Annotated in this window: 12 protein-coding genes; 5 read left to right on the top strand and 7 right to left on the bottom strand. The window is 64.7% G+C overall.

The window, feature by feature from the left end:
• Positions 1-48 precede the first annotated feature (48 nt).
• From AC07NV_RS08155 to kdpF, 6 genes are read right to left on the bottom strand one after another with little or no spacing between them, the layout of a single operon-like run.
• Positions 49-771: a response regulator gene (locus tag AC07NV_RS08155; RefSeq protein ID WP_495165817.1), complete on the bottom strand. Its 723-nt coding sequence runs from the start codon at positions 769-771 to the stop codon at positions 49-51.
• Complete coding sequence (locus tag AC07NV_RS08160) at positions 768-3,440, bottom strand: DUF4118 domain-containing protein (RefSeq protein ID WP_495165818.1); 2,673 nt, start codon at positions 3,438-3,440, stop codon at positions 768-770. The genes AC07NV_RS08155 and AC07NV_RS08160 overlap by 4 nt, the downstream gene beginning before the upstream one ends.
• Positions 3,437-4,027 carry a potassium-transporting ATPase subunit KdpC gene (gene kdpC, locus AC07NV_RS08165; RefSeq protein ID WP_495165819.1) on the bottom strand — a complete coding sequence of 197 codons (591 nt, stop codon included), beginning with the start codon at positions 4,025-4,027 and terminating at the stop codon, positions 3,437-3,439. Before kdpC ends, AC07NV_RS08160 begins: the two co-directional genes overlap by 4 nt.
• Before the next feature lie 10 nt (positions 4,028-4,037).
• Complete coding sequence (gene kdpB / locus AC07NV_RS08170) at positions 4,038-6,086, bottom strand: potassium-transporting ATPase subunit KdpB (protein WP_495165820.1); 2,049 nt, start codon at positions 6,084-6,086, stop codon at positions 4,038-4,040.
• A gap of 12 nt (positions 6,087-6,098) precedes the next feature.
• Complete coding sequence (kdpA, locus tag AC07NV_RS08175; protein ID WP_495165821.1) at positions 6,099-7,802, bottom strand: potassium-transporting ATPase subunit KdpA; 1,704 nt, start codon at positions 7,800-7,802, stop codon at positions 6,099-6,101.
• A 13-nt stretch (positions 7,803-7,815) separates the two neighbouring features.
• Positions 7,816-7,905, bottom strand: coding sequence for a K(+)-transporting ATPase subunit F (kdpF, locus tag AC07NV_RS08180; RefSeq protein ID WP_495165822.1), 90 nt, complete (start codon positions 7,903-7,905; stop codon positions 7,816-7,818).
• A gap of 454 nt (positions 7,906-8,359) precedes the next feature.
• Between kdpF and AC07NV_RS08185 the strand changes: the two genes are divergently transcribed.
• The 4 genes from AC07NV_RS08185 to lysA are packed head-to-tail and all read left to right on the top strand — an operon-like array spanning position 8,360 to position 10,717.
• Positions 8,360-8,626, top strand: a complete 267-nt coding sequence (locus AC07NV_RS08185) for a hypothetical protein (RefSeq protein WP_495165823.1) — start codon at positions 8,360-8,362, stop codon at positions 8,624-8,626.
• 11 nt (positions 8,627-8,637) lie between these two features.
• A complete protein-coding gene (locus AC07NV_RS08190) occupies positions 8,638-9,153 on the top strand; it encodes an SAM-dependent methyltransferase (RefSeq protein WP_495166011.1) in 516 nt (171 codons plus the stop codon).
• Positions 9,150-9,410 (top strand): hypothetical protein, encoded by a 261-nt coding sequence (locus AC07NV_RS08195; protein WP_495165824.1) that lies wholly within the window; start codon positions 9,150-9,152, stop codon positions 9,408-9,410. The genes AC07NV_RS08190 and AC07NV_RS08195 overlap by 4 nt, the downstream gene beginning before the upstream one ends.
• A gap of 23 nt (positions 9,411-9,433) precedes the next feature.
• Entirely contained in the window at positions 9,434-10,717 is a 1,284-nt protein-coding gene (lysA, locus tag AC07NV_RS08200; protein WP_495165825.1) for a diaminopimelate decarboxylase, read from the top strand.
• Positions 10,718-10,843: 126 nt separating this feature from the next.
• Here the strand turns inward: lysA and AC07NV_RS08205 are convergent, their stop codons facing one another.
• Positions 10,844-11,338: a PilZ domain-containing protein gene (locus AC07NV_RS08205; protein WP_495165826.1), complete on the bottom strand. Its 495-nt coding sequence runs from the start codon at positions 11,336-11,338 to the stop codon at positions 10,844-10,846.
• Positions 11,339-11,862: 524 nt separating this feature from the next.
• Here AC07NV_RS08205 and AC07NV_RS08210 point away from each other — a divergent pair.
• On the top strand, positions 11,863-26,943 hold the full coding sequence (locus AC07NV_RS08210) for a beta strand repeat-containing protein (protein ID WP_495165827.1): 15,081 nt from the start codon (positions 11,863-11,865) through the stop codon (positions 26,941-26,943).
• Positions 26,944-26,979: the final 36 nt, after the last annotated feature.

Genomic DNA, 26,979 nt, shown 5'->3' on the forward strand with positions numbered 1-26,979 from the left:
TCGATGTCATAGAATTTGCATATGATGGCTGCGTCGGTCGCCGATTAATCAATGCGCGCCGGTTTCTTCCGCGAGATTGTCTCCGGCGAGGCGCAATCGATAGCCGATGCCAAGCTCGTTGCAGATGATCCGCGGCTGCTGCGGGTCGGCTTCCAGTTTCTGGCGCAGCGTGCGGACGAGCACGCGCAGATATTCGACATGATGCTCATGCTCGTGCGGCCAGACCTCGGCCATGATCTGGTTGTGCGTGATGACGCGGCCGGGAAAACGGGCGAGCTGGGCAAGCACCGCATATTCCTTGGGTGTGAGGTGCACCTCCTTGCCGCCTTTTGTCACGGTCCGCGCGATCAGGTCCATCGTCACATCGCCGACCGACAGGCTGAGGTTGCCGCCGTCGCGGGTCAGCCGGTTGCGCAGCGCAACGCGAACGCGCGCGAGCAGTTCGTCGGTGTCGAAGGGTTTGGTCAGATAATCGTCGGCGCCCAGGTCGAGCGCCGCCACCTTCTCTTCGGTCGCGTCGCGTGCGGAAACGACGATCAGCGTCGTATCGGACTGCTGTTTGAACAGCGGAACAAGTTCCAGCCCGTCGCGGTCGGGTAGCCCGAGATCGAGCAAGGTGATGTCGGGCCGCTCTTCGCGAAGACGCTCGATCGCCTCACGGGCATTCTCGGCTTCGACAATCGCATAGTCGGCCCGCGCCAGCGCGGCATGAATCAGGCGGCGAATATGAAGCTCGTCGTCGACGATGAGAACCTTGTGACGCACTTTCATGGGATGTCCTTGTCGGTGAGATTCGTGATGATCAGCGTTTCGGGAATGCCGATGGTAAGGCGGGCGCCGTGCGGCTCTTCATTGTTGCTCGCCTCGACGGACAGGCCCATCGCCTCGGCAAAGCCCTTGACGATGGCGAGGCCAAGGCCGGTGCCATGTTTGGCGCGGTCGCTTCCCTCGAGGCGCGTGAAGGTTTCGAAGACGCGCTTCTCGTTTCCGGGGGCGATGCCGGGGCCCTGATCGATGACCGAGAGCTGGATCGCGTCCGCCATGCGCCGCGCGCGAATGATGATCGGCGTGTCGGGATCGGCATAGCGTCCGGCATTGTCGAGAAGGTTGATCAGACAATGATGGAGCAGCACCGGATCGACGCGGACGAGCGGGATATTGGGCGAGATATCGACCTTCACCTCATGGCCCGCCAGCGAAGCGCGCGTATCGTGCGCGGCGCTCGCCGCAGCGTCGAACAGGTCGGTCGCCTCGACCTTCATCGGCAGCGCGCCCGCTTCGACGCGCGCCATATCGAGGAGGTTAGATACGAACCGGTTGAGGCGGAGCGCCTCGGTCTCGATCGTCTCGGCCAGCATCGGTGAGGGATGCCGCCGCATCTCCTGCGCCGCCGAGAGGATCGCGGTGAGCGGGGTGCGGAGGTCGTGGCTGACCGACGACAGCAGTGCCGAGCGCAGGCGATCGCGTTCTTCGACCTGTCGCGCATGAAGCGACGCCTCTTCGAGTTCCATGCGGTCGAGCGCGATCGACGCCTGATCGAGCAGGCTCATCAACAACGGGACCTGATCGGACCGGACGGGCTCGCGCGCATCGTCGCGCGTCATGCCGAGCACGCCGAGCACGCCGCGCGTCGTCCGCAGCGGGTGGAACAGCCAGTCCGACGCGGTCAGCGTCGACGATCCGCGCCCGGCGGGCTGCGCATTGTCCATGGCCCACTGCGCCGCGGCACGCTCGATTTGCTCGAGCCGATCTTCGGGCGGGACCGCGGCGCGCAACGTCGGCCCGTCGGCGGATGGAAGCAGCAGCGCGGTGCGGACATCGAGCAGGCGCCCGACCTCGGCGCAGATGGCATGCATCAGCACATCCTGATCGGGCGCGGCGGTCAGCTGGCGCGAGAAGCTGGCGAGCGCGGCATTCTGGCGCGCGCTCCATTGCGCCAGATCGGCCTGCGCGCGCACGCGCGCCGCGAACTGGCTGGTGACCACAGCGACGCCGAGCAGCACAAGAATGCTGACGATATTTTCGGGATTGTTGACGCTGAGCGTGCCGGTCGGCGGCAGGAAGAAGAAATTATAGGCAAGGCTGGACGCGAGGCCCGCAAACAGGCCGGCGCGTACACCAAAGGTTGCCGCGGCGAACATGACCGGTACGAGATAGAGCAAGGCGACATTGCCAAGATCGATCGCGGCGAGGAGCAGGCGGCCCAGCGCGGTCATCGCGGCGACCATGATCAGCGACCAGATATAGTCCGTAGGCCGCCCCCAGCGTCCGGGAACGACAATGCGGCTGCGTTGCTGTCCGGGCTGCGCGGCGGGCTCGCCGGGCAGGACATGGACAGCGACATCATCGATCGTCCGGACGAGCTGGTCGACGACCGACCCGTGGCGCATCTCGAACCACCATGGCCGGGTCGACTTGCCGATGACGATCTGGGTTGCCCGCGCGTCGGCGGCGAAGCTGCGCAGCCCCTCGACGACGCTCGCTGCCGGCACGGTGGCGGTCGAGGCGCCGAGCCGCGAGGCCAGCGCGAGCGTGTCGGCGAGCTGGCGGCGATCGTCGTCTGACATCGACTGGCTGCGCCGCGTCTCGATATAGACTGCGGTCCACGGTGCCCTCAGCGCATCGGCAAGCCTTTTGCCCGCGCGGACAAGCTCGGCCGCGACGGGCAGCTCGCTCACGGCAACGACGATGCGTTCGCCGACCGCGAAGCTGCCCGCCAGCGCATGGCTGCGCACATGCTCGAGCATCTGCGCGTCGACCGCCTGCGCCGCGCGCCGCAGTGCGAGTTCGCGCAGCGCCGTGAGGTTCGACTTCGAGAAAAAATGGGTGAGGGCGCGCGTCGCTTCCTGCGGAATATAGACCTTGCCGTCGCGCAGCCGCTCGATCAGCTCATCGGGCGGAATATCGACAACCTCGATCTCGGCATTTTCTAGAATGCTGTCGGGGACGGTTTCGCGGACGCGGACGCGCGTAAAGGACGCGACGACGTCGTTGAGGCTTTCGACATGCTGGATGTTGATCGTCGAATAGACGTCGATGCCCGCGTCGAGCAATTCTTCGACATCCTGATAGCGCTTGGGATGGCGACTGCCCGGCGCGTTGCTATGGGCAAGCTCGTCGACAAGCACGAGCCCGGGGCGGCGTTCGAGGATGGCGTCGATGTCCATTTCGCCGAGACTATGGCCCTGATGGTCGACATCGCGGCGCGGGATGATCTCGTGCCCGTGGACCAGCGCCTCGGTTTCGCGCCGGCCGTGGGTCTCGACGACACCGACGACGACATCGACGCCGGCTTCGCGGCGTTGCCGGCCGTCGGTGAGCATTTCCCACGTCTTGCCGACACCGGGCGCCGCGCCGAGGAACACTTTCAAACGGCCGCGGCCTTCCTGCGCCGCCTGGCGCAGGAAGGCCTCTGGAGATGGTCGGTCGGACTCTGTCACGCGGCGGGTTTAGCGCCAAATGCATCGAGTCGTCGATTGAGCTTGAACACATTGACGCGCGGCTCGCCGAGAAGGCCGAGAAATGGCTTGTCGATGCTTTGTTCGACGAGCCCGCGGACGGCTGCCGGGTCGAGCCCGCGCGCTCGCGCAACGCGGTCGACCTGATAGAAAGCGGCCTCGGGGGAGATGTCGGGGTCGAGCCCCGAACCCGATGCGGTGACCAGATCGGACGGCACGGCCTTGCCGGGCTCTGCAGTCTTCAATTTCTCGACATCGCCCTTGACCCGGTCGACGAGCAGTTGCGACGTCGGCCCGAGGTTCGAGCCCGACGACGCAAGCCCGTCATAGCCGTCACCCGCCGCCGAGGGGCGCGTGTTGAAATAGCGTTCCGACGTGAAGGCCTGGCCGACGACGGTCGAACCGACGATCTTGCCATTCTCCTCGACGAGGCTGCCGTTCGTCTGGTTCGGGAAGAGCGCCTGCCCGATGCCGGTGAGCGCCAGCGGGTAAGCGAGCCCGAGAAGCAGCGCGAAGAGCAGCGTCATGACGAGCGCCGGACGCAGCGAGGTGATGAGATCCTTGTTCATTGTCATTTCCTCAGACGAGACCCAGGCCGCCGACGGCGAGGTCGATCAGTTTGATGCCGGCAAAAGGTGCCACAAGGCCGCCAAGCCCATAGACGGCGAGATTGCGCGCGAGCAGCGGGCCGGCGCCCATCGGCTTGTACTTAACGCCGCGCAGCGCGAGCGGCACGAGCAGCGGGATGATCAGCGCGTTGAAGATGATCGCCGACAGGATCGCGCTCTCGGGGGTTTTCAGCCCCATGACGTTGAGCACGCCCAGTCCCGGATAGAGCACGATGAACATCGCGGGGATGATCGCGAAATATTTGGCGACGTCGTTGGCGACCGAGAAGGTCGTCAGCGCGCCGCGCGTCATGAGCAATTGCTTGCCGAGCCCGACGACCTCGATCAGCTTGGTCGGATCGCTGTCGAGATCGACCATATTGCCTGCCTCGCGCGCCGCCTGCGTGCCGGTGTTCATCGCGACGCCGACGTCCGCCTGCGCGAGCGCGGGCGCGTCGTTGGTGCCGTCGCCGCACATCGCGACAAGGCGCCCGCCCGCCTGTTCCTTGCGGATCAGTTCGAGCTTGTCCTCGGGCGTTGCCTGCGCGAGGAAATCGTCGACCCCGGCCTCGGCGGCGATCGCCGCCGCGGTGAGCGGATTGTCGCCGGTGATCATCACCGTGCGGATGCCCATCGCGCGCAGTTCGCCGAACCGTTCGCGAATGCCTGCCTTGACGATATCCTTGAGGAAGATCGCACCGAGCAGTTGCCCATCCTTCGCGACCGCGAGCGGCGTGCCGCCCGCGCGCGCGATTTCGTCGGTGATACGCCGCAGTTCGGTTGCGGCGGCGGTCGCACCCGCGCCCGGATTGGCCTTCAGAACCGAATCGACCGCACCCTTCTGGATTACGCTATCGCCGAGCTTGATGCCCGAGATGCGGGTCTGCGCGGTGAAGGGAATGATCTCGGAACCGGCGGGGAGTTCCGCCGTCGTCTGGCCGAATTTCTCGCGCGCCAGTGCGACGATCGAGCGGCCTTCGGGGGTTTCGTCGGCGAGGCTAGCGAGCAGCGCAGCCTCCGAAAGCGCCGACATCGACTGCCCGCCGACCGGGCGGAATTCGGTCGCCTGCCGGTCTCCGACCGTGATCGTGCCGGTCTTGTCGAGCAGCAGCACGTCGATGTCGCCCGCCGCCTCGACCGCGCGGCCCGACTTTGCGAGCACGTTGAAGCGTACGAGGCGGTCCATACCGGCGATGCCGATGGCGGAGAGCAAAGCCGCGATCGTCGTCGGGATAAGCGTGATCAACAGCGCCGCGAGGATCGCAACCGGGATGCTGCCCCCCGCATAGCTCGCGAAGCTGGGGATCGTGCTGACCGCGATCAGGAAGATGATCGTCAGGCCGACGAGCAGCAGCGTCAGCGCGATCTCGTTCGGCGTCTTCTGCCGTTCGGCACCTTCGACGAGCGCGATCATCCGGTCGAGGAAGCCCTGCCCCGGATTGACCGTCACCTGCACGCGGATCTCGTCGGAGATGACGCGCGTGCCCGCAGTGACCGCCGAACGATCGCCGCCCGCCTCGCGGATCACCGGCGCACTTTCGCCGGTGATCGCGGCTTCGTTGACCGACGCGACACCGCCGACGACGTCGCCGTCCGACGGGATCAGGTCGCCCGTCTCGACAAGCACGATGTCGCCGACCCGAAGCGCGCTGGCGGGAACGCTTTCATACGCCTTGCCATCGCCCTTCAGCCTTTTCGCGGTCAGTTCGGCCTTGGTGGCGCGCAGCGATGCCGCCTGCGCCTTGCCGCGCCCTTCGGCGAGCGCCTCGGCGAAGGTGCCAAAGAGCACTGTCAGCCAGAGCCAGATGACGAGTTGCAGCTTAAAGCCGGCCGCAAGACCGTCTTGCCCGACAAAGAGCAGGGCAGTCAGCAGCAGCGCGACGACGGCGGTGGTGAACATCACCGGATTGCGGATCAGTTCCTTGGGGTTGAGTTTGCGGAAGGCGTCGCCGATCGCCGGAACGATCAGGTCTGCCGTGAACAGGGATTTGGTTTCGGACGCACGGGTGGACTGGGCCATTTGCCTGGATCCTTAAAAGAGCTGGCCGTTTATCATCGCGAGATGATCGGCGATGGGACCGAGCGCGAGGCCGGGAAGGAAGGTCAGGCCGCCGACGATCAGCACGATGCCGATCAGCAAGCCCGTCCACAGCGGCCCCGTGGTGGGGAAGCTGCCTGCGGTTTCCGGCGTATATTTCTTCGCCGCCAGCCCGCCCGCGATCGCCAGCATGGGCACGATGATGAAGAAACGGCCGATCCACATCGCGACGCCCAGCATGCCATTATAGAAGGGCGTGTTGGCGGACAGGCCCGCAAAGGCCGACCCGTTGTTCGCGACGGCGCTGGTGAAGGCGTAAAGGATCTCCGAAAAGCCGTGCGGCCCCTTGTTGAGCGGCCCGGCAAGCCCCGCCTCGGTGACCGAAGCGATCGCCGTGAAGCCGAGAATGACGAGCGGCAGGACCGCGATCGCGAGCACCGCGAGTTTGACCTCGCGCGCCTCGATCTTCTTGCCGACATATTCGGGGGTGCGCCCGACCATCAGCCCCGCGACGAACACCGCAAGGATGGCGAACAGCAGGAAGCCATAGATGCCCGCGCCGACGCCGCCGATGACGACTTCGCCCAGCTGCATGTTGAACAGCGGAATCAGGCCGCCCAATGCGGTGAAGCTGTCGTGCATCGCATTGACCGCGCCGCATGAGGCCGCCGTCGTGACCGCAGCGAAGAGCGACGAGGCGGCAATACCGAAGCGGACTTCCTTGCCCTCCATATTGCCGCCCATGGCGCCAAGCTGATGAAGGATCGGATTGCCCGCGGCTTCCTGCCAATAGATGATCGCGGTGCCCGCGAGGAACAAAGTCATCATCGCGGCGAGGATCGCCCAGCCTTGGCGGGTGTTGCCGACCGCCTTGCCGAAGCACCAGGTCAGCCCGACGCCGATCAGGAAGATCGACAGCATCTGGACGAGGTTGGTGAGCGCGGTGGGGTTTTCGAACGGATGCGCCGAATTGGCGTTAAAAAAGCCGCCACCATTGGTCCCGAGCAGCTTGATCGCTTCCTGCGACGCGACCGGACCGAGCGCCAGCGTCTGCTTGGCGCCCTCGAGCGTCGTCACATCGACCGAACCCGCCAGCGTCTGCGGAACGCCGCTCGCGATATAGAAGATTGCGATGGCAACGCAGATCGGGAGCAGCAGATAGAGGGTGACACGCGTCATATCGGCCCAGAAATTGCCGATCGTCGTCGCGCTGCGGCGCGCAAAGCCCCGGAACAGCGCGAAGGCGAGCGCAATGCCGGTCGCCGCCGAGAGGAAATTGTGGATCGTGAGCCCCAGCATCTGGCTGAGGTTCGACATCGTCGATTCGCCGCCATAGCTTTGCCAGTTGGTGTTGGCGGTAAAGCTGATCGCCGTATTGAACGCGAGATGCTCGCTGACCCCGTCGAACCCGAGCGGATTGAGCGGCAGCGCGCCCTGCAGCCGCAGGATCGCATAGGTAAAGAGCAGCAGCGTCGCGTTGAAGATCAGCATGTGGACCGCGTAGCGCCGCCACCCCTGTTCCTCGTCCGGGTCGATCCCCGACAGGCGGTAAAAGCCGGTTTCGACCGGCCCGAATATGCGGTGGAGCGGTGTGCGGCGCCCCTCGTAGAGCGCGAACAGCCATTGGCCCATCGGCTTGCAGAGCAAGAGCAGGATTGCAACGAACGCGATGATGAGAAACCATCCCTGAAAGGTCATGGGCTCGCCTCCCTTAGAAGCGTTCGGGCCGTGCGAGCACAGCCACGAGATAGATGAGAAGGCCGAGCGCGGTGGTCCCCGCGAGCCAGAGATCGAGAGTCATGGCCATCATCCTCTACGCGTCGTCGCACAGGCGCGCGTAGCCGAGGCTCGCGGCAAGGAGAGCGAGGATGATGCCGATCCAGAGAAGATCCTGCATGGTTTTGCTCCAGCATGGCGCTGGCCACGGGGTGTGGCACGAGTCGTCTGCGGATCCCCGAATAGGTGAGGCACGCGTTTGAATTCGAGAGACCGAAACTCCCGGTCGCATAGTATTCTCATATGATTTTGCCGATTTCGGCAAAGTGGCGCGCGGCTCGCTCGCTTCGCCGGCCCAGCCGCGACCCTTGCTTGTCTGAAGCGAGGGAAGGCCGCCGCAGAATTTCCATTGAAAACAAATGAAAATACAATGGACGGTGCCGTTCCTCGATCTCGAATCCCTATGCGCGGCTCAATAGATTGCCGGCATCGCGGTCCGATGTCCGGATCCGATTTGAGTAGCCAAGGAGCATCTCATCATGATTTCTGCGATTCCCGCGGAGCCCGACCGATCGAGCCTGACGATATTCGTCGGCCGCGACTTGGCCGGTCACTGGCTGGTTCAGGGCTGTAACGGGCAGCTCGAAGGCCGCTTCATTTCCCAGGGCGCGGCCTGGGCCTTTGCCCGCGCCGAATGTCGCGGCGTGCCGGGCGCGCAGGCCGTCGCCGCCGTTCATCCGCTGGTCCCCGCCGTTTCCTTCGTTCCGCTGCGGGCGAACGAGACAGCGGTCGCGCAAGCGGCATGAGGAGGGTGACCATGCGCTATTCCCTCATGACGCCCGCAGCCATCCTGTGGATGTCTCCCGCTGCCGCCGCCCGATCGGTCGCGATGCAAGGCGCGCGAAGGGAGGCCGAGAAGGACCGGCGCTGGCCCGCGATGCTTCGCAAGCTCCGGGGCCTGCGCAAGCGCGGTCGGCACAGCATTCGCATTGTCGACGCCGATTGCGGCGCGGGCGAGTTGCTCATCCATGCTGTCCACCGTGCGCGCGAACTCGGCTTCGTCGCGATCGAGGGGCGCGGGATCGATAGCGATCCACGGCTGATCGCCAACGCCCGGCGGGCGGCCGCCCGCCAGACCGACCCGGCCATCGGCCTCGTCTTCGAGGCAGGCGATATGGACCGCGCGATGCGCGAAGAGGTCGAGTTCCGGGCGGACCTGCTTCTCTGCTCGTCGTCCGGCGAGAATGAGCGCGAACTCGCCAGGCTCGCGCACGCCGCCGGCGACACGGTCCTTTGGGACCGGCATGAAAAGTGCCGGGAGGGAAAGAAGTGACCCGGCGCGATCTTTTCTGGCGCGCGGCAGGCGCCGCGCTGATCGCCGCCGGCGCGCTGGCAACCCGGCTCGCGCCGGCGGCTGCGGATGGTGCCGATATCGTCGGCCTCCTTGGCGTGCTGGTGGCTGCAGGCGGCCTTCTTCTCCTGATCGGCGGCAAAAGGGTCGGACTCGCGCTCCGTGTCGAGCGAAGCCGTCACCGCGAACTGCCGGGCGCGATACGGACCGCCCGGCAGACCCTGCGCGGTAAGCGCTGATCATTCATTCAAGGACATAATCGATGACCTCATTTCACTTGCGCGGCGGCGAGATGCACGTCGAGGCGGTCGCGCTCGAAACGATCGCCGCGACCATCGGCACCCCCGCCTATGTCTATTCGGCCGATGCGCTCCGGCGTTCGGCGCAGCGCTTTCGTGCGGCGCTTGGCAAAGTGCCTCGCAAGCAGCTGATGTTCGCGGTGAAGGCCAATCCGTCGCTCGCCGTGCTCCATATTCTCGCCGGTCAAAATTATGGAGCCGACATCGTCTCCGGCGGCGAACTCGATTGCGCGCTCGCCGCCGGGATAACCGCCAACCACATTGTCTTCTCCGGCGTCGGCAAGACGGCGCCCGAAATGATTGCCGGGCTTGATGCCGGGATCGGCCGCTTCAACCTCGAACTCGAGCGCGAAGGGCAATTGCTGTCGGCTCTCGCGGCGCAGCGCGGAAAACGGGCGCCCGCGTTGCTTCGTATTAATCCCGACGTCGATGCGAGCACGCATGCGAAGATTACGACAGGGCGCTGCGACAGCAAATTCGGTGTCCCTTTCAGCGAAGCCCCGGCGATGTACGACCGGCTCGCGGCGCTTCCCGGCCTCGACCTCCATGGTCTTGCCGTCCACATCGGCAGCCAGATTACCGATCTCGCGCCGCTCGAGGCGGCCTATCGCAAAGTCGGCGACCTGATCCGCGCGCTGCGGCAACGGGGGCACCGCGTCTATCATGTCGACCTCGGCGGCGGGCTCGGCGTGTCCTACGAGCCGGGCCAGCCGGGCGCGGATGTCGAAGCCTATGGCGTGATGGTTGCCGATGTCACTCGCGATTGGGATGCGACCTTGCTGTTCGAGCCCGGGCGCTTCATCGCCGCCGAGGCGGGAGTCCTTCTGACGCGCGTCCTCTGGGTCAAGCCGGGTGGAAATGGCCCGTTCGTGGTGGTCGATGCGGCGATGAACGACCTTGCCCGCCCCGCACTTTACGATGCGTGGCACGAGTTTGCGGCGGTTCGCCCGTCGGGTGAACGCTTCATCGCCAATATTGTCGGCCCGATCTGCGAAAGCGGCGATACCTTCGCGACGGCGCGCACTATCGACCAGGTCGGCGAAGGCGATCTCGCGCTATTCCATTCCGCCGGCGCCTATGGTGCCGCGATGGCATCAATCTATAATTGCCGGCCGCTCGTCCCCGAGGTGCTGGTCGAAGGCAACCGGTATGCGGTCGTCGCCGAGCGCGTCGCAGCGCGGGATGTGCGGCGACAGCGCCTGGCGCCGTGGATGACCGAGAGTCCGCAGGTCGAGCGCGCCGCGTGACCGCGCCGTCATCATATCGGGCGGCCGCTCTCCGGCAGCAATCGGCATAAAGCGGTTCGCATGACAATCTCGAACGCGCCGCACGAACGGGCGCGGCCTTCGTCACGCTCCCTTCAAACGCCGGGGTCAATCGGACGAGAAATTCAGTGACGCAAGAGCAACGAGGACGAGCAGCAGCATCGCCGTGAACAAGGCGGTTACCGCAGTGAAGAGAAGGGCGCTCGACGGGCGCTTTGCAATGAATGTATCGGTCTTGCCGACGGCTATGCTTTCGGCAATCTCGCCCGTTTCTTCGTTGTAGGGCGCCTTGAGCAACGCCGCGCTGATCGCATTAGCCGGGACGGGCGACAGAAACTCGCACCCGAAGCTTTTGCCATCGCTGCGGACAATGCGCGCGGGGGCTGCCCCAAGTTCGGGCAGGATCAGGATGAAGGTCTCGCCGATTGCAAAGACGGCGTCGGTTTCGATTAGCAGGCCTGTCCGCGAAAGATCGCGGATGACGACAGCCGATTCGGTCGTCGCCGAGCGGGCCGCAACGTCCAGCCGGAGGGTGCGGCGTTTCGTCCGCCTGCGGTCGGTCGTTTCGACCGGGTCTGCGATATGAGCCAGCAACGATCCCACCAGCGTCTCCTTTGGCGACCTGCTATCGCCCAGTAACCTTAATATTGCATTGTCGGGACGCATTTTCTGCGTTGAACATAGAGCAGGATGATCGCTCGGACGTCTGTACGACTCTCCTTAAACCAGTTCCGGACTTGGGCGGATTCGCCCCTTTCAGCACGCTTGGTGATGACGCGTCATCTCATTTTATGGTTCGAATTGGGACGGAAACAGGCCCGGGATAGTGGCGATATGCTCTTCTGAAGAGCGAATTATACTATTGAATATAAATAACAATCATCCAAGCCAATTGTTGTTAATCTATGCGGAATTTAACGAAAGTTATCGTTTCCTGAAAATGTGTTAACGCGCTTGCGGAATCTTGAGAATCCATGCTTTCCTCATGGGTGGGGAAAGTCCGAGTCGCTCGGACCGTGGGTCGCACTGAAATTTGTGAAACATTTGCTGTGCCGTTTTTGCGGCAGGGCAAGGTGCGTTCGAGGGAAATTGACATGGATGCTTTTGACAATCCGGCCCGGAATGGAATGGCTGGTCCCCAGCGCGACAGCGCATCGACCGACCAATCGAACCAGGCTGTGGCGGGCAGCGAATTTCTTGCCGCTGCCGCAAACGTCACTGCGACTGCATCGATCATCCCGCTGGCGATCCAGGCTATCCTCGTTCCGGACGCGAGCGGACGCATCATATTGCCCGCCGGCGCGTCGATCGACGATATCACGGTGTCCGGGGCTGATCTTGTCATCACCCTGCCGAACGGTCAGGTGTTCATCATTCCGGGCGGCGCGGTCGATATCCCCTCGATTGTCCTCGATGGCGATACGGTCCCTGCGAGCACGGTCGCTCAGCTGCTGGAAAATCTGGGCGAGCTGAACCCCGAAGCCGGTGTCCGCAGTTCGGGCGGCAATTTCGCCGACCCTGAAGGCCCGATCCAGGATGCTTATGCGCTCGGCGATCTGCTGCCCTATACCGAACTCGCTTTCCCGCAGCCGGAAGAGCGTGAATTGCTGCCGGATGTTATCGACGAAGAGCCGGAAATCGTCATCGTCACGCCCGACCAGCCCACCGGCGTGGTCGCCGCGACTGCCAGCGTTAACGAAGCCGGCCTTCCGGCGCGCGGCAACGAGCCGGCCGGCAGCAACAGCGCCGCGAATAGCGAAACCACCACCGGGTCGATCGTCTACGACGCCGGCGACGGGCTTGATTCGATCACGATCAACGGCACGGTCATCACGACCGTCGGGCAGGTCGTCACCACGCCGCTCGGCCAGCTGACCATCACCAGCCTGACGCCTGGCAATGTCGGCTACAGCTACACGCTGACCGACAATACCAACGCGAACAACAATGTGACTGACCCGCTCACGGTTGTCGTCACCGACAATGACGGCGACACCGCGACCGCGACGCTGACCATTTCGGTGGTCGACGACGTGCCGACCGCGCGCAACGACACCGATCAGGTTGCGGTGGGCAGCTTTGCACCCGAAACGGGTAATGTGCTGACCGGCGCGGGTACGACCAGCGGCGCGGCGGGGGCCGACACGCCCGGCGCCGACGGCGCGACGCTGACCGGCATTCGCGGCGCGAGCGGCGAAGGCAATTTTTCGGCACCGGGTACGGTGCAGGGCCAATATGGCACGCTGACGATCAACGCGCAGGGCGGCTATAGCTATGTCCGGACTCCGGGCACGCCCGGCGGCGTCAACGACGTCTTCACCTACCGGATTACCGATGGCGACGGCGACACGTCGACGGCGACGCTGACGATCAGCATTGCCGATGCGCCGACCGTCATCACCTTCGTCCCCGGTGACGGGGAGGGTAATGGCGGTACGATCGTCTATGAAGCCGATCTGGCGGGCCGCGCAGGCGAAACCCCCGGTTCGACCTTTGCGGCGGGCGAAGGCGGCGGCGGCGGCGCATCGACCAGCGGCACGATCACCTTCACCGCGATCGACGGCGTCGGCAGCGTGTCGATCGGTGGCGTCGTGGTGACGCCCGGATCGCTGCCCCAGACAGTCGCGAGCGATGCAACGGGGACGCTCGTCGTCACCGGCTACGCCTATAATCCCGCGACCGGGCAGGGCTCGGTCACCTATGTCTACACGCTGATCGACAACACGCTCGACGGTGACGGCTCCACGGTCAGCTTCGCTCTCGTTATCACCGATGCCGATGGCGACGCCGCGACGGATACGCTCGACATAGACATCGTCGACGACGCGCCGATCGCGCGCGCCGACAGCGACAGCGTGACCGAGGATGGCCCGACGACGGCGGACGGCAATGTCCTGACCGGCGCTGGCGGCGAGGACGGCAATGCGACCGACGGGGCCGCCGATGTGCAGGGCGCCGACGGCGCGACCGTGACGGCGGTCGCGGGCGGTGCGGTGGGCGAACCGCTTGCGGGGGCTTATGGTTCGCTGACGCTGAACAGCGACGGCAGCTACAGCTATGTCCTCGATAATGCGTCGCAACCGGTGCAGGGCCTCGCGGCGGGCGAGACGCTGACCGAGACCTTCACCTACACGATCATCGATGGTGACGGCGACACTTCGACGACGACGCTGACGATCACGATCAATGGTGCCAACGATGGCGTGACGATCAACGGCCTGAACGCCGAAGGCGGCGAACTTGTCGTCAACGAAGATGACCTGATCGACGGTTCGTCGCCCGACGCGGCGGCGCTGACCCAGTCGGGCAGCTTTACCGTGTCGACCCCCGACGGGCTCGGCAATGTGACGATCGGCGGCGTGCAGGTCGTGACGAACGGCATCTTCACCGCGGGCACCGCCACGAGTCCGCTCGGGACCGTCAACATTACCGGTTTTACGCCAGTGCTCGGCACCGACGGTTCGGTGATCGGTGGAACCTTCACCTATAATTATGTGCTGTCCGACAACACGCTGACGCATGGCGCGCCGGGCGAGGACAGTGTCACCGACAGCTTTGCCGTTGTGGTGACCGACAGCGACGGGTCGAGCGCCAATGCCAGCCTCGACGTGCGCATCATCGACGACGTGCCGACGGCGCTAAACGATGCCGACAGCGTGACCGAAGATAGCGGTAACGGGGACAATCCCGCGACCGCCGACGGCAATGTTTTGACGGGCTTGGGTGGCGGCGACGCCAATGCGACCGACGGGGTCGCCGACACTCAAGGCGCCGATGGTGCGACGGTGACGGCCGTGGCCGGCGGAACGTTGGGCGAGGCTTTTGCCGGAGCCTATGGCTCGCTGACGTTGAATGCCGACGGCAGCTACACTTACGTCCTCAACAATGGCGCACAGCCGGTGCAGGGCCTGTCGGCGGGCGAGACGCTGACCGAGACCTTTACCTACACGATCACCGACGGTGACGGCGACACGGCAACGGCGACGCTGACGATCACGATCAACGGCGCCGACGATGGCGTGACAATCAATGGCCTGAATGCCGAAGGCGCCGAAGTCATCGTCAACGAAGACGATCTGATCGATGGTTCGTCGCCCGATGAGGGGGCGCTGACCCAGACGAACAATTTCACCGTGTCGACCCCTGACGGGCTCGGCAATGTGACGATCGGCGGCGTGCAGGTCGTGACGAACGGTGTCTTCACCGCGGGCACCGCCACGAGTCCGCTGGGGGTCATCAACATCACGGGCTTCACGCCCGTTATCGGCGCCGACGGTTCGGTGACCGGCGGGACCTTCACCTATAATTATGTGCTGTCCGACAACACGCTGACCCACACAAGCCAGGGTGAGGATTTTGTCGGGGACAGCTTCGCCGTCGTCGTCACCGACAGCGACGGGTCGAGCGCGAACGCCAGCCTCGACGTCCGTATCATCGACGATGTTCCGACAGCCGCCGATGACAGCGCGGGTGCGGCGGAAGACACGCCGGTGGTCATCAATGTGCTGGGCAACGACGTCCGCGGCGCCGATGGCGTCGACCCGGCGACGGGCGTCGCGCTGGGCGATGCTCCGACGAAGGGGAGCGTCGTCTATAATGGCGATGGAACCTTCACCTATACGCCGACCGCGGGCCAGGAAGGCAGCGACAGCTTCACTTATACGATCACCGATGGCGACGGCGACACCGCGACCGCGACGGTGACGGTGACGCTGGCGAAAGACTCGGTCCCGACGATCGATCTGGGCGCCGACAACAGCGTCGACGAGGCGGGGCTGCCGGCCGGATCGAATGCCGCGTCGAACAGCGAGACCACGACGGGCAGCTTTACGCTGACCACGGGCAACGACAGCGTCGATACGCTGTTGATCAACGGCGTCGATGTGACCGCCGGCGGCACCGTGACGACGTCGCTCGGCGTGCTGACCGTGACGGTCAGCGGCGGCGCGTACAGCTACAGCTATACGCTGACCACCAACACCGCGGGCGACAATACGTCGGACAGCTTCACCGCGGTCGTAACCGACAGCGACGGCGACACCGCGACCGATACGCTGGTGATCAACATCATCGACGATGTTCCGACAGCGAAACCCGATGTGGACAGCGTGACCGAGGACAGCGGCAACGGGGACAATCCCGCGACGGCTGACGGCAATGTGCTGACCGGTACGGGCGGTACCGATGCCAACACGACCGACGGGGTCGCCGATGTGCAGGGAGCCGATGGCGCGAGCGTGACGGGCGTCAACTTTGGCGCGACTGTCGGCACCGTGGGCGCCGGGCTTGCCGGGGCCTATGGCACGCTGACGCTCAATGCCGACGGCAGCTATTCCTACGTGCTGAACAATGCGGCGCAGCCGGTGCAGGGCCTGTCGGCGGGTGAGACGCTGACCGAGATCTTTACCTATACGATCACCGACGGTGACGGCGATCCCGCGACGACGACGCTGACGATCACGATCAACGGCGCCGACGATGGCGTGACGATCAACGGCCTCAATGCCGAAGGTGCCGAGCTGTTCGTCGACGAAGACGATCTGCCGGTGCGTCCCGGCGAAGCGCCGGGTTCGGACACGAGCCCCGATGGCGTGACCGACAGCAACAGCTTTTCGGTGTCGACCCCCGACGGGATGGGCACGGTCGTACTCACCAGCTTCAACGGCGTGCCGCTCGGCGCACCGCTGACGCTCGTTGTCGCCAATGGGGCCTTCACGCCGCAGTTTGTCCAGACCGCCTATGGCACGCTCAACGTCACCGGCTTTACGCCTGTCACCGGCGCCGACGGCTCGGTGATCGGCGGGACGTTCACCTACAGCTACACGCTGACCGACAACCGCACCGACCATCCGTCGATGGGTGAGGATAGTCGCACCGACAGCGTCGGGGTCACCGTCACCGATATCGATGGTTCGACCGCCAGCGCGACGATCGACATCCGCATCACCGACGACGTCCCCACCGCGGTCGACGACGGTGCGACGCAGGCGATCGAGAATGCGCCGGTCACGATCAACGTGCTCGCCAACGATGTGCAGGGCGCCGACAGCGTTCAGCCGTCCGCAGTCCAGCTTGTCGGCGGGTCGCTGACCGGCACCGGCACGCTCGTCAACAATGGCGACGGCACCTTCACCTATACGCCCGGTGCACAGGAAACCGGCAATGTCAGCTTCCAGTACCGGATCGCCGACGGCGACGGCGACACGTCGGTCGCCACCGCGACGATCACGCTGACCGCCGATTCGGCGCCGCAGATCCGCACACCCGTCAATGTGACGGTCGACGAGGACGGCCTTGCCGGTGCGAATGCCGACAATGGCCTGCCCGGCGAAGTGGCTTCGACCGGCAGCGCCAGTGCCAATGGCACGATCATCGTCAATTTCGGCAGCGACGTCCCGGCGACGCTTGCGGGCTCGCTCGTCCTCAACGACAGCGCCGCGCTCGACACGCAGCTGACCGTTGGCGGTGTGGCTGTGACCTTCGCGAAAGTCGGAAACGACCTCGTTGGATCGGTTGCAGGCAATGAAGTGATCCGCATCAGCCTGACGACGGCGACCGCCGGCCCCGGCGCGACCGAAGTCACCTATGGCTATACGGTCACCCTGTCGCAGGCGATCGATCAGGCGGTTCCGGGCAGCGAAGACAGCGATTTCCTGCCGGGCATCGGCTTCACCGTCACCGACGGCGACGGCACGACGAGCTCGGGCGCATTCGGTGTCACGATCGTTGACGATCTGCCGACGCTTAACGTCTCCGACACGCCGATCAGCGTCGTCGAAGGCGCGACCGCGAACGGCACCTGGACGCTCGATAAGGGCGCCGATGGCGTGACCTCGGTCAACGTCAATTTCGGGGGCACCAACCAAACATTGTCGCTGGCGCCGGGAAGCAGCGTGTCGATCGTCCAGCCGACGGGCACGCTCACGGTCAACGCCAACGGCACCTTCAGCTTTACCGCCGCGGGCAACCAGAACAATGCCGCGAATCCGTCCGCCAGCTTCACCCTGTCGGCGGTCGACCGCGATGGCGATCCGACCTCGGACAGCCTGACGATCGCGATCACCGACGGCGCGAACCCGGTGAATGCGACCCCGATCACGGTGACCGTCAACGAAGCCGCGCTGAACGGTATCGGCAGCAACCCGGCGAGCAACGCCGAAACGGCGAGCGGCAATCTCAGCTTCACCGCGGGTTCGGATACATTGTCGGGCTTCGCCTTTACCGGCGTCGCGGGTCTTGCGGCCAATATCGACGGCGCGGGCACCGACCTCTTCTGGACGCTGGCACCCGGCGGACAGACCATCATCGGTTCGCTGACGCTCGGCGGTCCCGCCGCGATCACGATCAGCCTGACCCCGCCCGCTGGCAACAGCGTTGCGCCCGGTGCAACCGCTTCGGCGACCGTCACCGTGACGCTGGCGGACAATCTGCCGCACGAACTCGCCATGGCGGCGCAGACTGCGGCGCTTGGCACCGTCACCGTACAGGCGACCGATACCGACGGCGATATCGCCACGGGCGTCGTCACGGTGCAGGTGATCGACGATATTCCCTCAGCCTCGGTCGAACCGAGCCAGGCCGTTGCCGAAGGCGCGACGGTTACGGGGACGCTCGACTTCGTCCCGGGCGCCGATGGCGCCAGCGTGACTCATATCAACGGCACCGTCCTGGTCTTCGGCGGCGACAACTTCTCTCAAGCGATCGACATCGGCAACGGCACGATCAAGGTAAAGGCGGACGGCAGTTACAGCTTTACCGCTGACGCCTCGGTCGTCGGTCCCGGGGCGGCGTCGGCTTCGTTCACCGTGACCGACGGTGACGGCGACCCGGCAACCTCGACGATCAGCTTCACGATCACCGACGCCAACGTCCCGACCGCCGGCACAACGCTTGCTTCGGTCGATGACGACGCGCTGTCGGGCGGCAATCCCGGCGGCACCGGCGATCTTCCTGACGCCAACGACGACGGCGACAACAATCAGGCGACGTTCGGAGGTGTGCTGGTCCACAATTTCGGGGGCGACGGCGCAGGCTCGATCGGCTTCGCTGCCATGAACGGAACGACGGGCACCGTCGGCACCGAAACCGTGACCTATGGCTGGAATGGCTTGACGAACACGCTGACGGCCACGGGGCCGCGCGGCGTGCTGTTCACGGTGCAGGTTACCGATACCGCGACCGGTGCCTATAAGGTCACGCTGCTCGACAATGTCCTGCATGCCACGGGCAATGCGGAAAATGACGCGACCGCAACGCTCAGCTATACGGTCACCGACGCCGACGGTTCGCCGGCGACGGGTTCGCTGCAGATCACCTTCGATGACGATACGCCCACCTTGGGGGTGATTCCGAACGGTGCCACTTCGAACAATCCCGCGGCCGTGACCACGACGGGTGCGATTCCCTTCTCGGTCGGTGCCGATTCGCCGGCAACGGTTGGCACAATCACCGCGAATGTCAGCGGCATGACCTCGGGCGGCCACACGCTCGTGACCAATCAGTCGGGCAACGTGCTGACGGCCTATGCCGACACCGATAATGACGGCATCTATGATCCGGGTACCGACACCGCGGTGTTCACGCTCACCGTCAATCCGGGAACGAGCCAATATGTGTTCGACCTGCTCGCACCGCTTGACGGCGATGTGGTCAATACGCCGATCAGCGGCGCGTCTTCCTTCGGTGCCGGTCCCACGCAATCGCAGATCCTGACCGGCGGCGGCGGCGATGTTTCCGTCGTGGCCGGGTGGATGACCAGCGGCGCCTTCAACGCAGCGACCTGGTACAGCACGGGCGCGACCAATCCCGCCGGATTGACGCTTTCCAGCGTAAACGGTTCGACGGGCGGCTGGGGCATTGCCAATAATAATTTCAACAATGGCGAGTTCATGCGCTTTGACTTCGGCGCGCCGGCTGAGGATTTTGATGGCCCTGGCGGCTATACACCGCCGCCCGCGATATTGCCCGAGATCAGCTATGCGACATTCAGCCTGACAAACTTCGCTGCAGCCGACACGCTGCAGCTCGTCGTCCACTATACCGACGGCACGTTCGGCAATCTGACGACCGCTGGCAATGTCGGCACGCTGAACCTGCAGGCGCCGGCTGGCAAGTTCATCGACTGGATCGATATCTACGGCCAGAGCGTCGGCGGCGGCGGCGGCAAGATCAGTCTGACCAACGCGGGCGTCACGACGACGACGGTTGCCGAAACGATCGGTTTCACCGTCACGCTCACCGATGCGGACGGCGACCCGGTCACGGGGGACTTTTCGGTCAGTATTGCCGATGGTGCGCCGATCGCCGTGAATGACGATATCTCGCTGACCGAAGGCGGACCGAGCTTCGTCGTCTTCGACGTCGACACGAACGACAATCCCGGCCCAGACGGCTTCGGCAGCCGCACCTTCACCAGCGTGACCGGGACTTATGGTTCGCTCACGCTCAACGGTGACGGCACGCAGACCTACACGCTGAATGCAACCGGTCAGGCCGCGATTGATGCGTTGCCGCCGGGTCAGACGCTGACCGATATCTTCAACTATACGTTGACCGACACCGACGGCGACAGCGATTCGGCGCGCGTAACCGTGACGCTGACCGGCTCCGACGACGGCGTGACGATCACCAACCTGACCCCCGAGGCGCAGGGCGGTGACGTGACGGTCGATGAAGATGATTTGCTGACCGGTTCCTCGCCCAACGCTGCGGCGCTGACGGCGACCGGAACGTTCAACATCTCGGCGCCCGACGGTGTCGCCAATCTGTCGGTGCACGGGACGCAGGTGATCGCGAACGGCGTATTTACCGCCGCGACGATCACCACGCCGCTTGGCAACACGTTGAAGATCACCGCCTATAACGCCGCAACGGGCGAGGTCAGCTATACCTATACGCTGAATGCCGCCGAAACCCACGCGACGGGCGCGAACGAAAATAGCCTGTTCGAGAATTTCACCGTCTCGCTCACCGACACCGACGGCGACACCACCAGCAGTACGCTGGCCGTGAACATCATCGATGACGTCCCGACTGCACGGCCCGATGCCGACATCATCGTCGCCGAGGATGCCGCGGCGGTGGGCGGCAATCTGCTGACCAACGACACGCGCGGCGCCGATGGCGCGACGGTCACGTCGGTAACGATCGGCGCGACAACCACCGCGATCGCGCCGGCTGGCACGACGACGATCACGACCGCGAACGGCGTTTATACCTTCACCGCGGCGGGCGTGTGGACCTTCGACCCGAATCCGGTGAACAATGCCGCAGCGGTCAATGCGGGCTTCAGCTACACGATCACCGACAGCGACGGCGATCCGTCGACGTCGACGCAGGTGATCAGCCTGACCGACGGCGCCAATCCCATCGGGGGCGGATCGATCACGCTGGCGCTCGACGACCAGAATCTGTCCGATGGCTCGACCCCGGCGGGTCCGGATTCGGCGAACGGAACGCTCGTTTTCACGCCCGGCGCGGACGCGATTGCCTCGATCGTTTTCGCAGCCAGCCTCGCCGGCCTCGGCGGCGGACTGACCTGGGTGCGCGTCTCCGACACGCAGATCACTGGATCGGACGGCGCGCGGCTCGTCGTGACGCTCGACCTGGTGCGCGTCGGCAGCAATGCATCGGTCACCGCGACGCTCAACGACAATTATGACGACCATCCGGGCGTCAATGTCGATGATCTCGTCAACCTGGGTTCGGTCGGCGTCGTTGCCACCGACACCGATGGCGATACGGCGACCGGCACCGTCACGGTTACCGTTTCGGACGATTTGCCGACCGTGACGCTTACCGCGAACGATACGAACAGCGTCTTGCTCACGACGCAGGATGCCGAGACGATCGGCGCGGCCATCTCCGACACCGCGACTTCGACCGCGAACTTCGGCGGCGTCTTTGTGCTGAACTCGGCCTATGGTGCCGATGGCGCGGGCACGACGACGCTCAATTATTCGCTCGGCCTCGCTGTCGCGAACGGCGGTCTTGCAAGCCTTTCGAGCAACGGCGCGGCGATCCGCCTGTACACCCAGCCCGACGGTTCGATCGTCGGTTCGACTTCGGCAACCCCGGCAGGCGTTACCAGCGCGAACACGATCTTCTCGCTCGCGGTAAACGCAGGGGGCGCGGTCACGCTGACCCAGTTCGCCGAAATCGATCATGCGACGCCCGGCAACACGGCTGGACCCTATGATGGGCAGTTTGCGACGCTCGCGAACAGTCTCGTCAACCTGACCGGCACGGCGACGATCACCGATGCCGATGGCGACACCCGGACCAGCACGACGTCGATCGACCTCGGCGGCAACATCCGCTTCGCCGACGATGGCCCGTCGATCGCGGTCGCGGCTCCGCTGCCGATCCTTACGGTCGACGAATCGAACTTCGGCGCCAATGCGATGAGCGCTGCGGTGTTCACGACCAATTATGGCGCCGATGGCCCGGGGACCGTGACCTATGCGCTCGGCATCAACGCCGGCTCGACCGGTCTCGTCGACACGGCGACGGGACAAGCCGTCGTGCTGACGCTGGTCGGCAATCAGGTGGTCGGCACCGCCGGCGCAGGCGGCCCGACGGTCTTCACTGTTGCCGTCGACGCCAGTGGCAACATCACGCTCGATCAGATTCGCGCGATCGCGCACGACGTCGATGGCGGCCCCGGCGCGGCACATGACGATGCGAAAACGCTCGCCGCCGCCAATCTGATCACGGTCACTGGAACAATTACCGATGGTGACGGCGACAGCGCCAAGGCCACGATCAATATCGGCCAGCAGCTGACGTTCAAGGACGATGGTCCGACGACGACCGCGGATTCGGGGACGACCACCGAAGCGACGCTCGATTTCAACGCGGCCTTCGTGATCGATTTCTCGGGCAGCATCGACAACACCGAACTCAATACCCTGCTCAGCGCGGTTCGCGAAGCCGGCCTGCTGCTGTTCGGCAGTTCCAGCGGCAATGTCTCGATCCGCCTCATCGGCTTTTCATCGACTGCCAGCAATCTTGGTGTCTTCACCGATCCGGTGAGCTTCGTGAACGCCGTCGATGGCTACAACCCGGCGGAGGGCGGGAGCAGGCCTTTCAATGACGGCACCGACTTCACCGCCGGTATCGAGACCTTGATGGACTTTTATGTCCCCAGCCCGACCGCCAGCAACCAGGTCTTCTTCCTCAGCGACGGCAATCCGAACGAACAGACGGGAACCGGCGGCAATTCGCTCGCCGACGCGACGCGGGCCGACTGGATCAATTTCGTCAACGCCGGTAACGTCAATGTCACCGCGATCGGCGTCGGTGACGGGATCAGCGTTCCGCGGTTGCAGGACGTCAATGTCGACGGCGGTCCGGCCCCGATTGTGGTGACCGATTTCGACGACCTTGTTGCGACGTTGCTCGACGCCGTGGTGGCGTTGCCGGTCAGCGGCGACCTTGATGCCAACGACAATTTCGGCGGCGACGGTGGCCGGATCCTGTCGATCACGGTTAGCGGCACGACCTATACCTGGGATGGCAACAACACGATCACCCGGACGGGTACCCTCACGGGCAATGTGGCGGGCAACAGCATCTCGGCGACGACGCCGGAGGGCGCCACGCTGACGCTCAACTTCGCGACTGGAATCTGGTCCTATGCTCCCGACGCCACCCCCACGGCGGCAACGGAGATATTCAACTATTCGGTGATCGATGGCGATGGCGACACGGCGGGCTCGACCCTGACCGTGACGGTGGTCGACGGCGGCGGCCCCGGCGGCGGCAATATTGCGAGCGCGGACATCGTCATCACCAATGCCAGCGGCTCGGGTGCGGCGATCCAGATCGCCGAAGCGGCGCTGCTTGCCAACGACCAGGCCGGCACGGCGATTACCGGGGCGGCGAGCAATATTACCGACGCGACCGGTGTGACGCGCGGCGGCGGGAATTTCACCTTCACCGACAACGACACGGACGGCGGCAGCTTCTTCTACGCGACCACGCCGACGGATACGGCACGCGTTACCGTCAATCGTGCGCAAGCGGGTGAGACGCAGCTCGATGGCACCAGCGCCAACGATATCCTTGTCGGCCGCGACGGTGCCGACGACACGATCGTCGGCAAGACCGGCAGCGACTATATGTATGGCCTTGGCGGCAACGATACCTTCAACCTCGCCAACGGTCACTTCGGCGCGGGCGAATTTATCGACGGCGGCGCCGGGACCGACAGCATCGTGCTGACCAATGCGACCACGGTGAACTTCACGACCGGTGCGATCATCGGTGTCGAGACGCTGACCGGCAGTGGCAGCAACGACAGCGTGACGATGTCGGCGCAGCAGTGGGCCGCATTCAACACGATCAATCTGGCGGGTGGCAGCGACACGCTGACCGTCACTTTCAGTGGCGCGCTGGATATTTCCGGGGCTTCCGCAACGGCGGTCAGCAACGTCGAAACGGGTAATCTGAGTGGTAGCGGCGGCGCGGATGCGATCACCCTGACGGGCGCGCAACTGGACGCGATCCTGAATGGCTCCGGGACAATCGATCTCGGCGGCGGTGCGGACACGATCAATCTCACCTCGACCTCAAGCGATTTGAATGCGCTCGCCAACGCTGGCCTGTCCGGCGTCGAGGTGATCTCGGCGGCCGGGGCTGGCGCAGGCGTGACGATTACCCTCGGCAACCAGACCGAAGCCTTGACCATCGTCGGTTCGGCGAGCGGCGACACGCTTACCGGCGGTTCCGGCATCGACACGATCTCGGGCGGCGCCGGTGCCGATACGATCACCGGCGGCGGCGGTGCGGATGTGCTGACCGGCGACGCCGGCAACGATCGCTTCCTGCTCGCTAACGGAAATTTTGTGGCGGGCGAGTCGATCAACGGCGGGGCCGACAACGACACGATCGAGCTGACCAACGCCACGGCGGTCGATTTTACGACGGGCACGATCAGCAGCATCGAAACGCTGACCGGCAGCACCGGTCTCGACAATGTGACGATGTCGATAGCGCAATGGCTGTCGTTCAGCGCGATCGACCTTGGTGGAAACACCAATGATGTGCTGACCATCACCTTCAGCGGCGCGGTGAACCTCACCGCCGCCAGCCTCCCGGCGGTCAGCAATGTCGAAGTCGGCAATATCACCGGCAGCAGCGGGGCGGACACGCTGACGCTGACCGGGGCTCAGCTCGACGCGATCATTCAGGCGAGCGGCACGATCGACCTTGGCGGCAATGCAACCGACACCATCGTTCTGACTTCGACCTCGGCCGACCTGAACGGTCTTGCCGATGGCAGGCTGGTGAATGTCGAGGCGGTTTCCGCATCGGGTGCGGCGGCTGGCGTAACGATCAACCTCGGCAATCAGGCCGAAACGATCGCCATTACGGGCTCGGCGAACGGCGACGCGATCACCGCGAGCACCGGGACGAACAGCGTCGTCAATGCGGGGGCGGGCGCCGATACGGTCACCATCAACGCTGGCGCACTCACCCCGCGCAACTGGACGGTCGATCTAGGCAGCGATGCCGCAGCGGACAAGATTGTGTTCAATCACGATGCTGTTGGCACCGGCGATGATACGGTTGTGACCGTTTCGAGCTTCAATGTCGCGCAGGACAAGATTGCGGTCTCCGTTGCCGGAACAAGCGAAACCGATGGGACTTTCGTGACCGTGACCGGGACCCAGACCAACATCGCTGCCGGGACTGAAATCATCGAACTGGTCAACAATTCGTGGGTCACCACATCGCTCGGCAACGACGGAAACGGATCGACGATCGAAGGGTTTATCCAGGCCGCGACGAACGCGATCCCGACCGGGACCTATACGTTTATCGTCTATTCCGATGCAACGGGCACGGCCAATGCCGGCATCTATTCGGTGACGATCAGTGACGCCACCGATCCCGGCAACAACGGCATGGTGGTCGAGCATATCATGACCATCAACGGCGTTGGCTATGGCAATCTGTCTGCTGCCAACTTCGTCGGCGCCGCCGATCCGATCATCCTCGACCTTAATGGCGATGGCTATTCCTTTGGCCCGACAGCAGCGTTCGATATCAACGCCGATGGCGCGGCCGACCGGGTAACGTGGAATTCGTCGAACGACGGCATTCTCGCCGTCGACCTCGACGGCAACGGCACCATCGACAACGGGACCGAAATCTTCACCCCCGGCTTCGGTGGTGGGACGTTTGCGAACGGTGTCGCGGCGCTGGCGTCGCTCGACGACAATGGCGACGGGGTGGTCGATGCGAACGACGCCGCCTTCGCCAAGCTGCTGGTCTGGCAGGATGCCAATGCCGACGGCGTCAGCGATGCCGGCGAGCTTTCGGGCCTCGCCGATCATGGCATCGTCTCGATCGCCACGGGCGCGGCGCATGCCGACGAAACGATCGACGGCCAGACAGTGACCGCGCGCGGTACCTTCACCCGGGCCGACGGGTCGACCGGCGACTATATCGAAGCCCAGCTCGATACGCAGCTCGGCACCCGTGCCTCGGCGCGCGAGGCCGAAGATGTTCAGCGTTCTGCGGGCAATCAGGCGCTCACGAGTTCGCTGGTCGCCGCCTCGCTCGTTGCCGTTGTGAGCGAAGCCCAGCCCGACAATGTCGCACCGCAGCCGGTGGCAACGGAGGAGGCGCAGGTCGTCGTGCCGACGGAAACGGGGGCCGCAGTGGCTGCGCCCTTCGCACCAGCCGGGACCGCTTCGGGGATTGCCGGCGACAGTCTTTCGGAGACGCCGAAAGCCGCCACGCCCGATCATTCGGCAACACTGCATTCCGAGGATCATAGCGCTGCCTCGATCGACGACGCGCAGGACAGCGGCTGGCGCACCGAAACCGGCGGCAATAGCGACCCCGCCGATTCGGACTCGCTGTTCGATATGATCGCCGACCGGGGACCGTCGGACACCGGCGTGATGGACGGCCTGCTTGCGCTGGGCGCCTTGCCCGCCGCAGCGGCGCCTGCCGGCGCCGACGTCGCGGCGCATGATCCGGCGGCCGTCGCGGTGCTCGCAGAGGTTATGGAAACCGGCGCGGTCGACCATCTGATCAACGCCATCGTGGGCAGCGGCGAACCGGTTCAGGTCGCCGCCAGCGAGACGCCGGCCTTCGATCTGGCGCAGTTCCTCGATCAGAAGGTGGCGCCGGATGTAGCGTTCCCGATCAGCCAGCCTTTGGAGCAGGATCTTCACAATATGGCGGCCGCCTGATCGGCATTTTTGGACCAATATTGCTTATAATAACGG

The sequence above is a fragment of the Sphingopyxis sp. GW821-FHT10B01 genome (genome assembly GCF_059415685.1).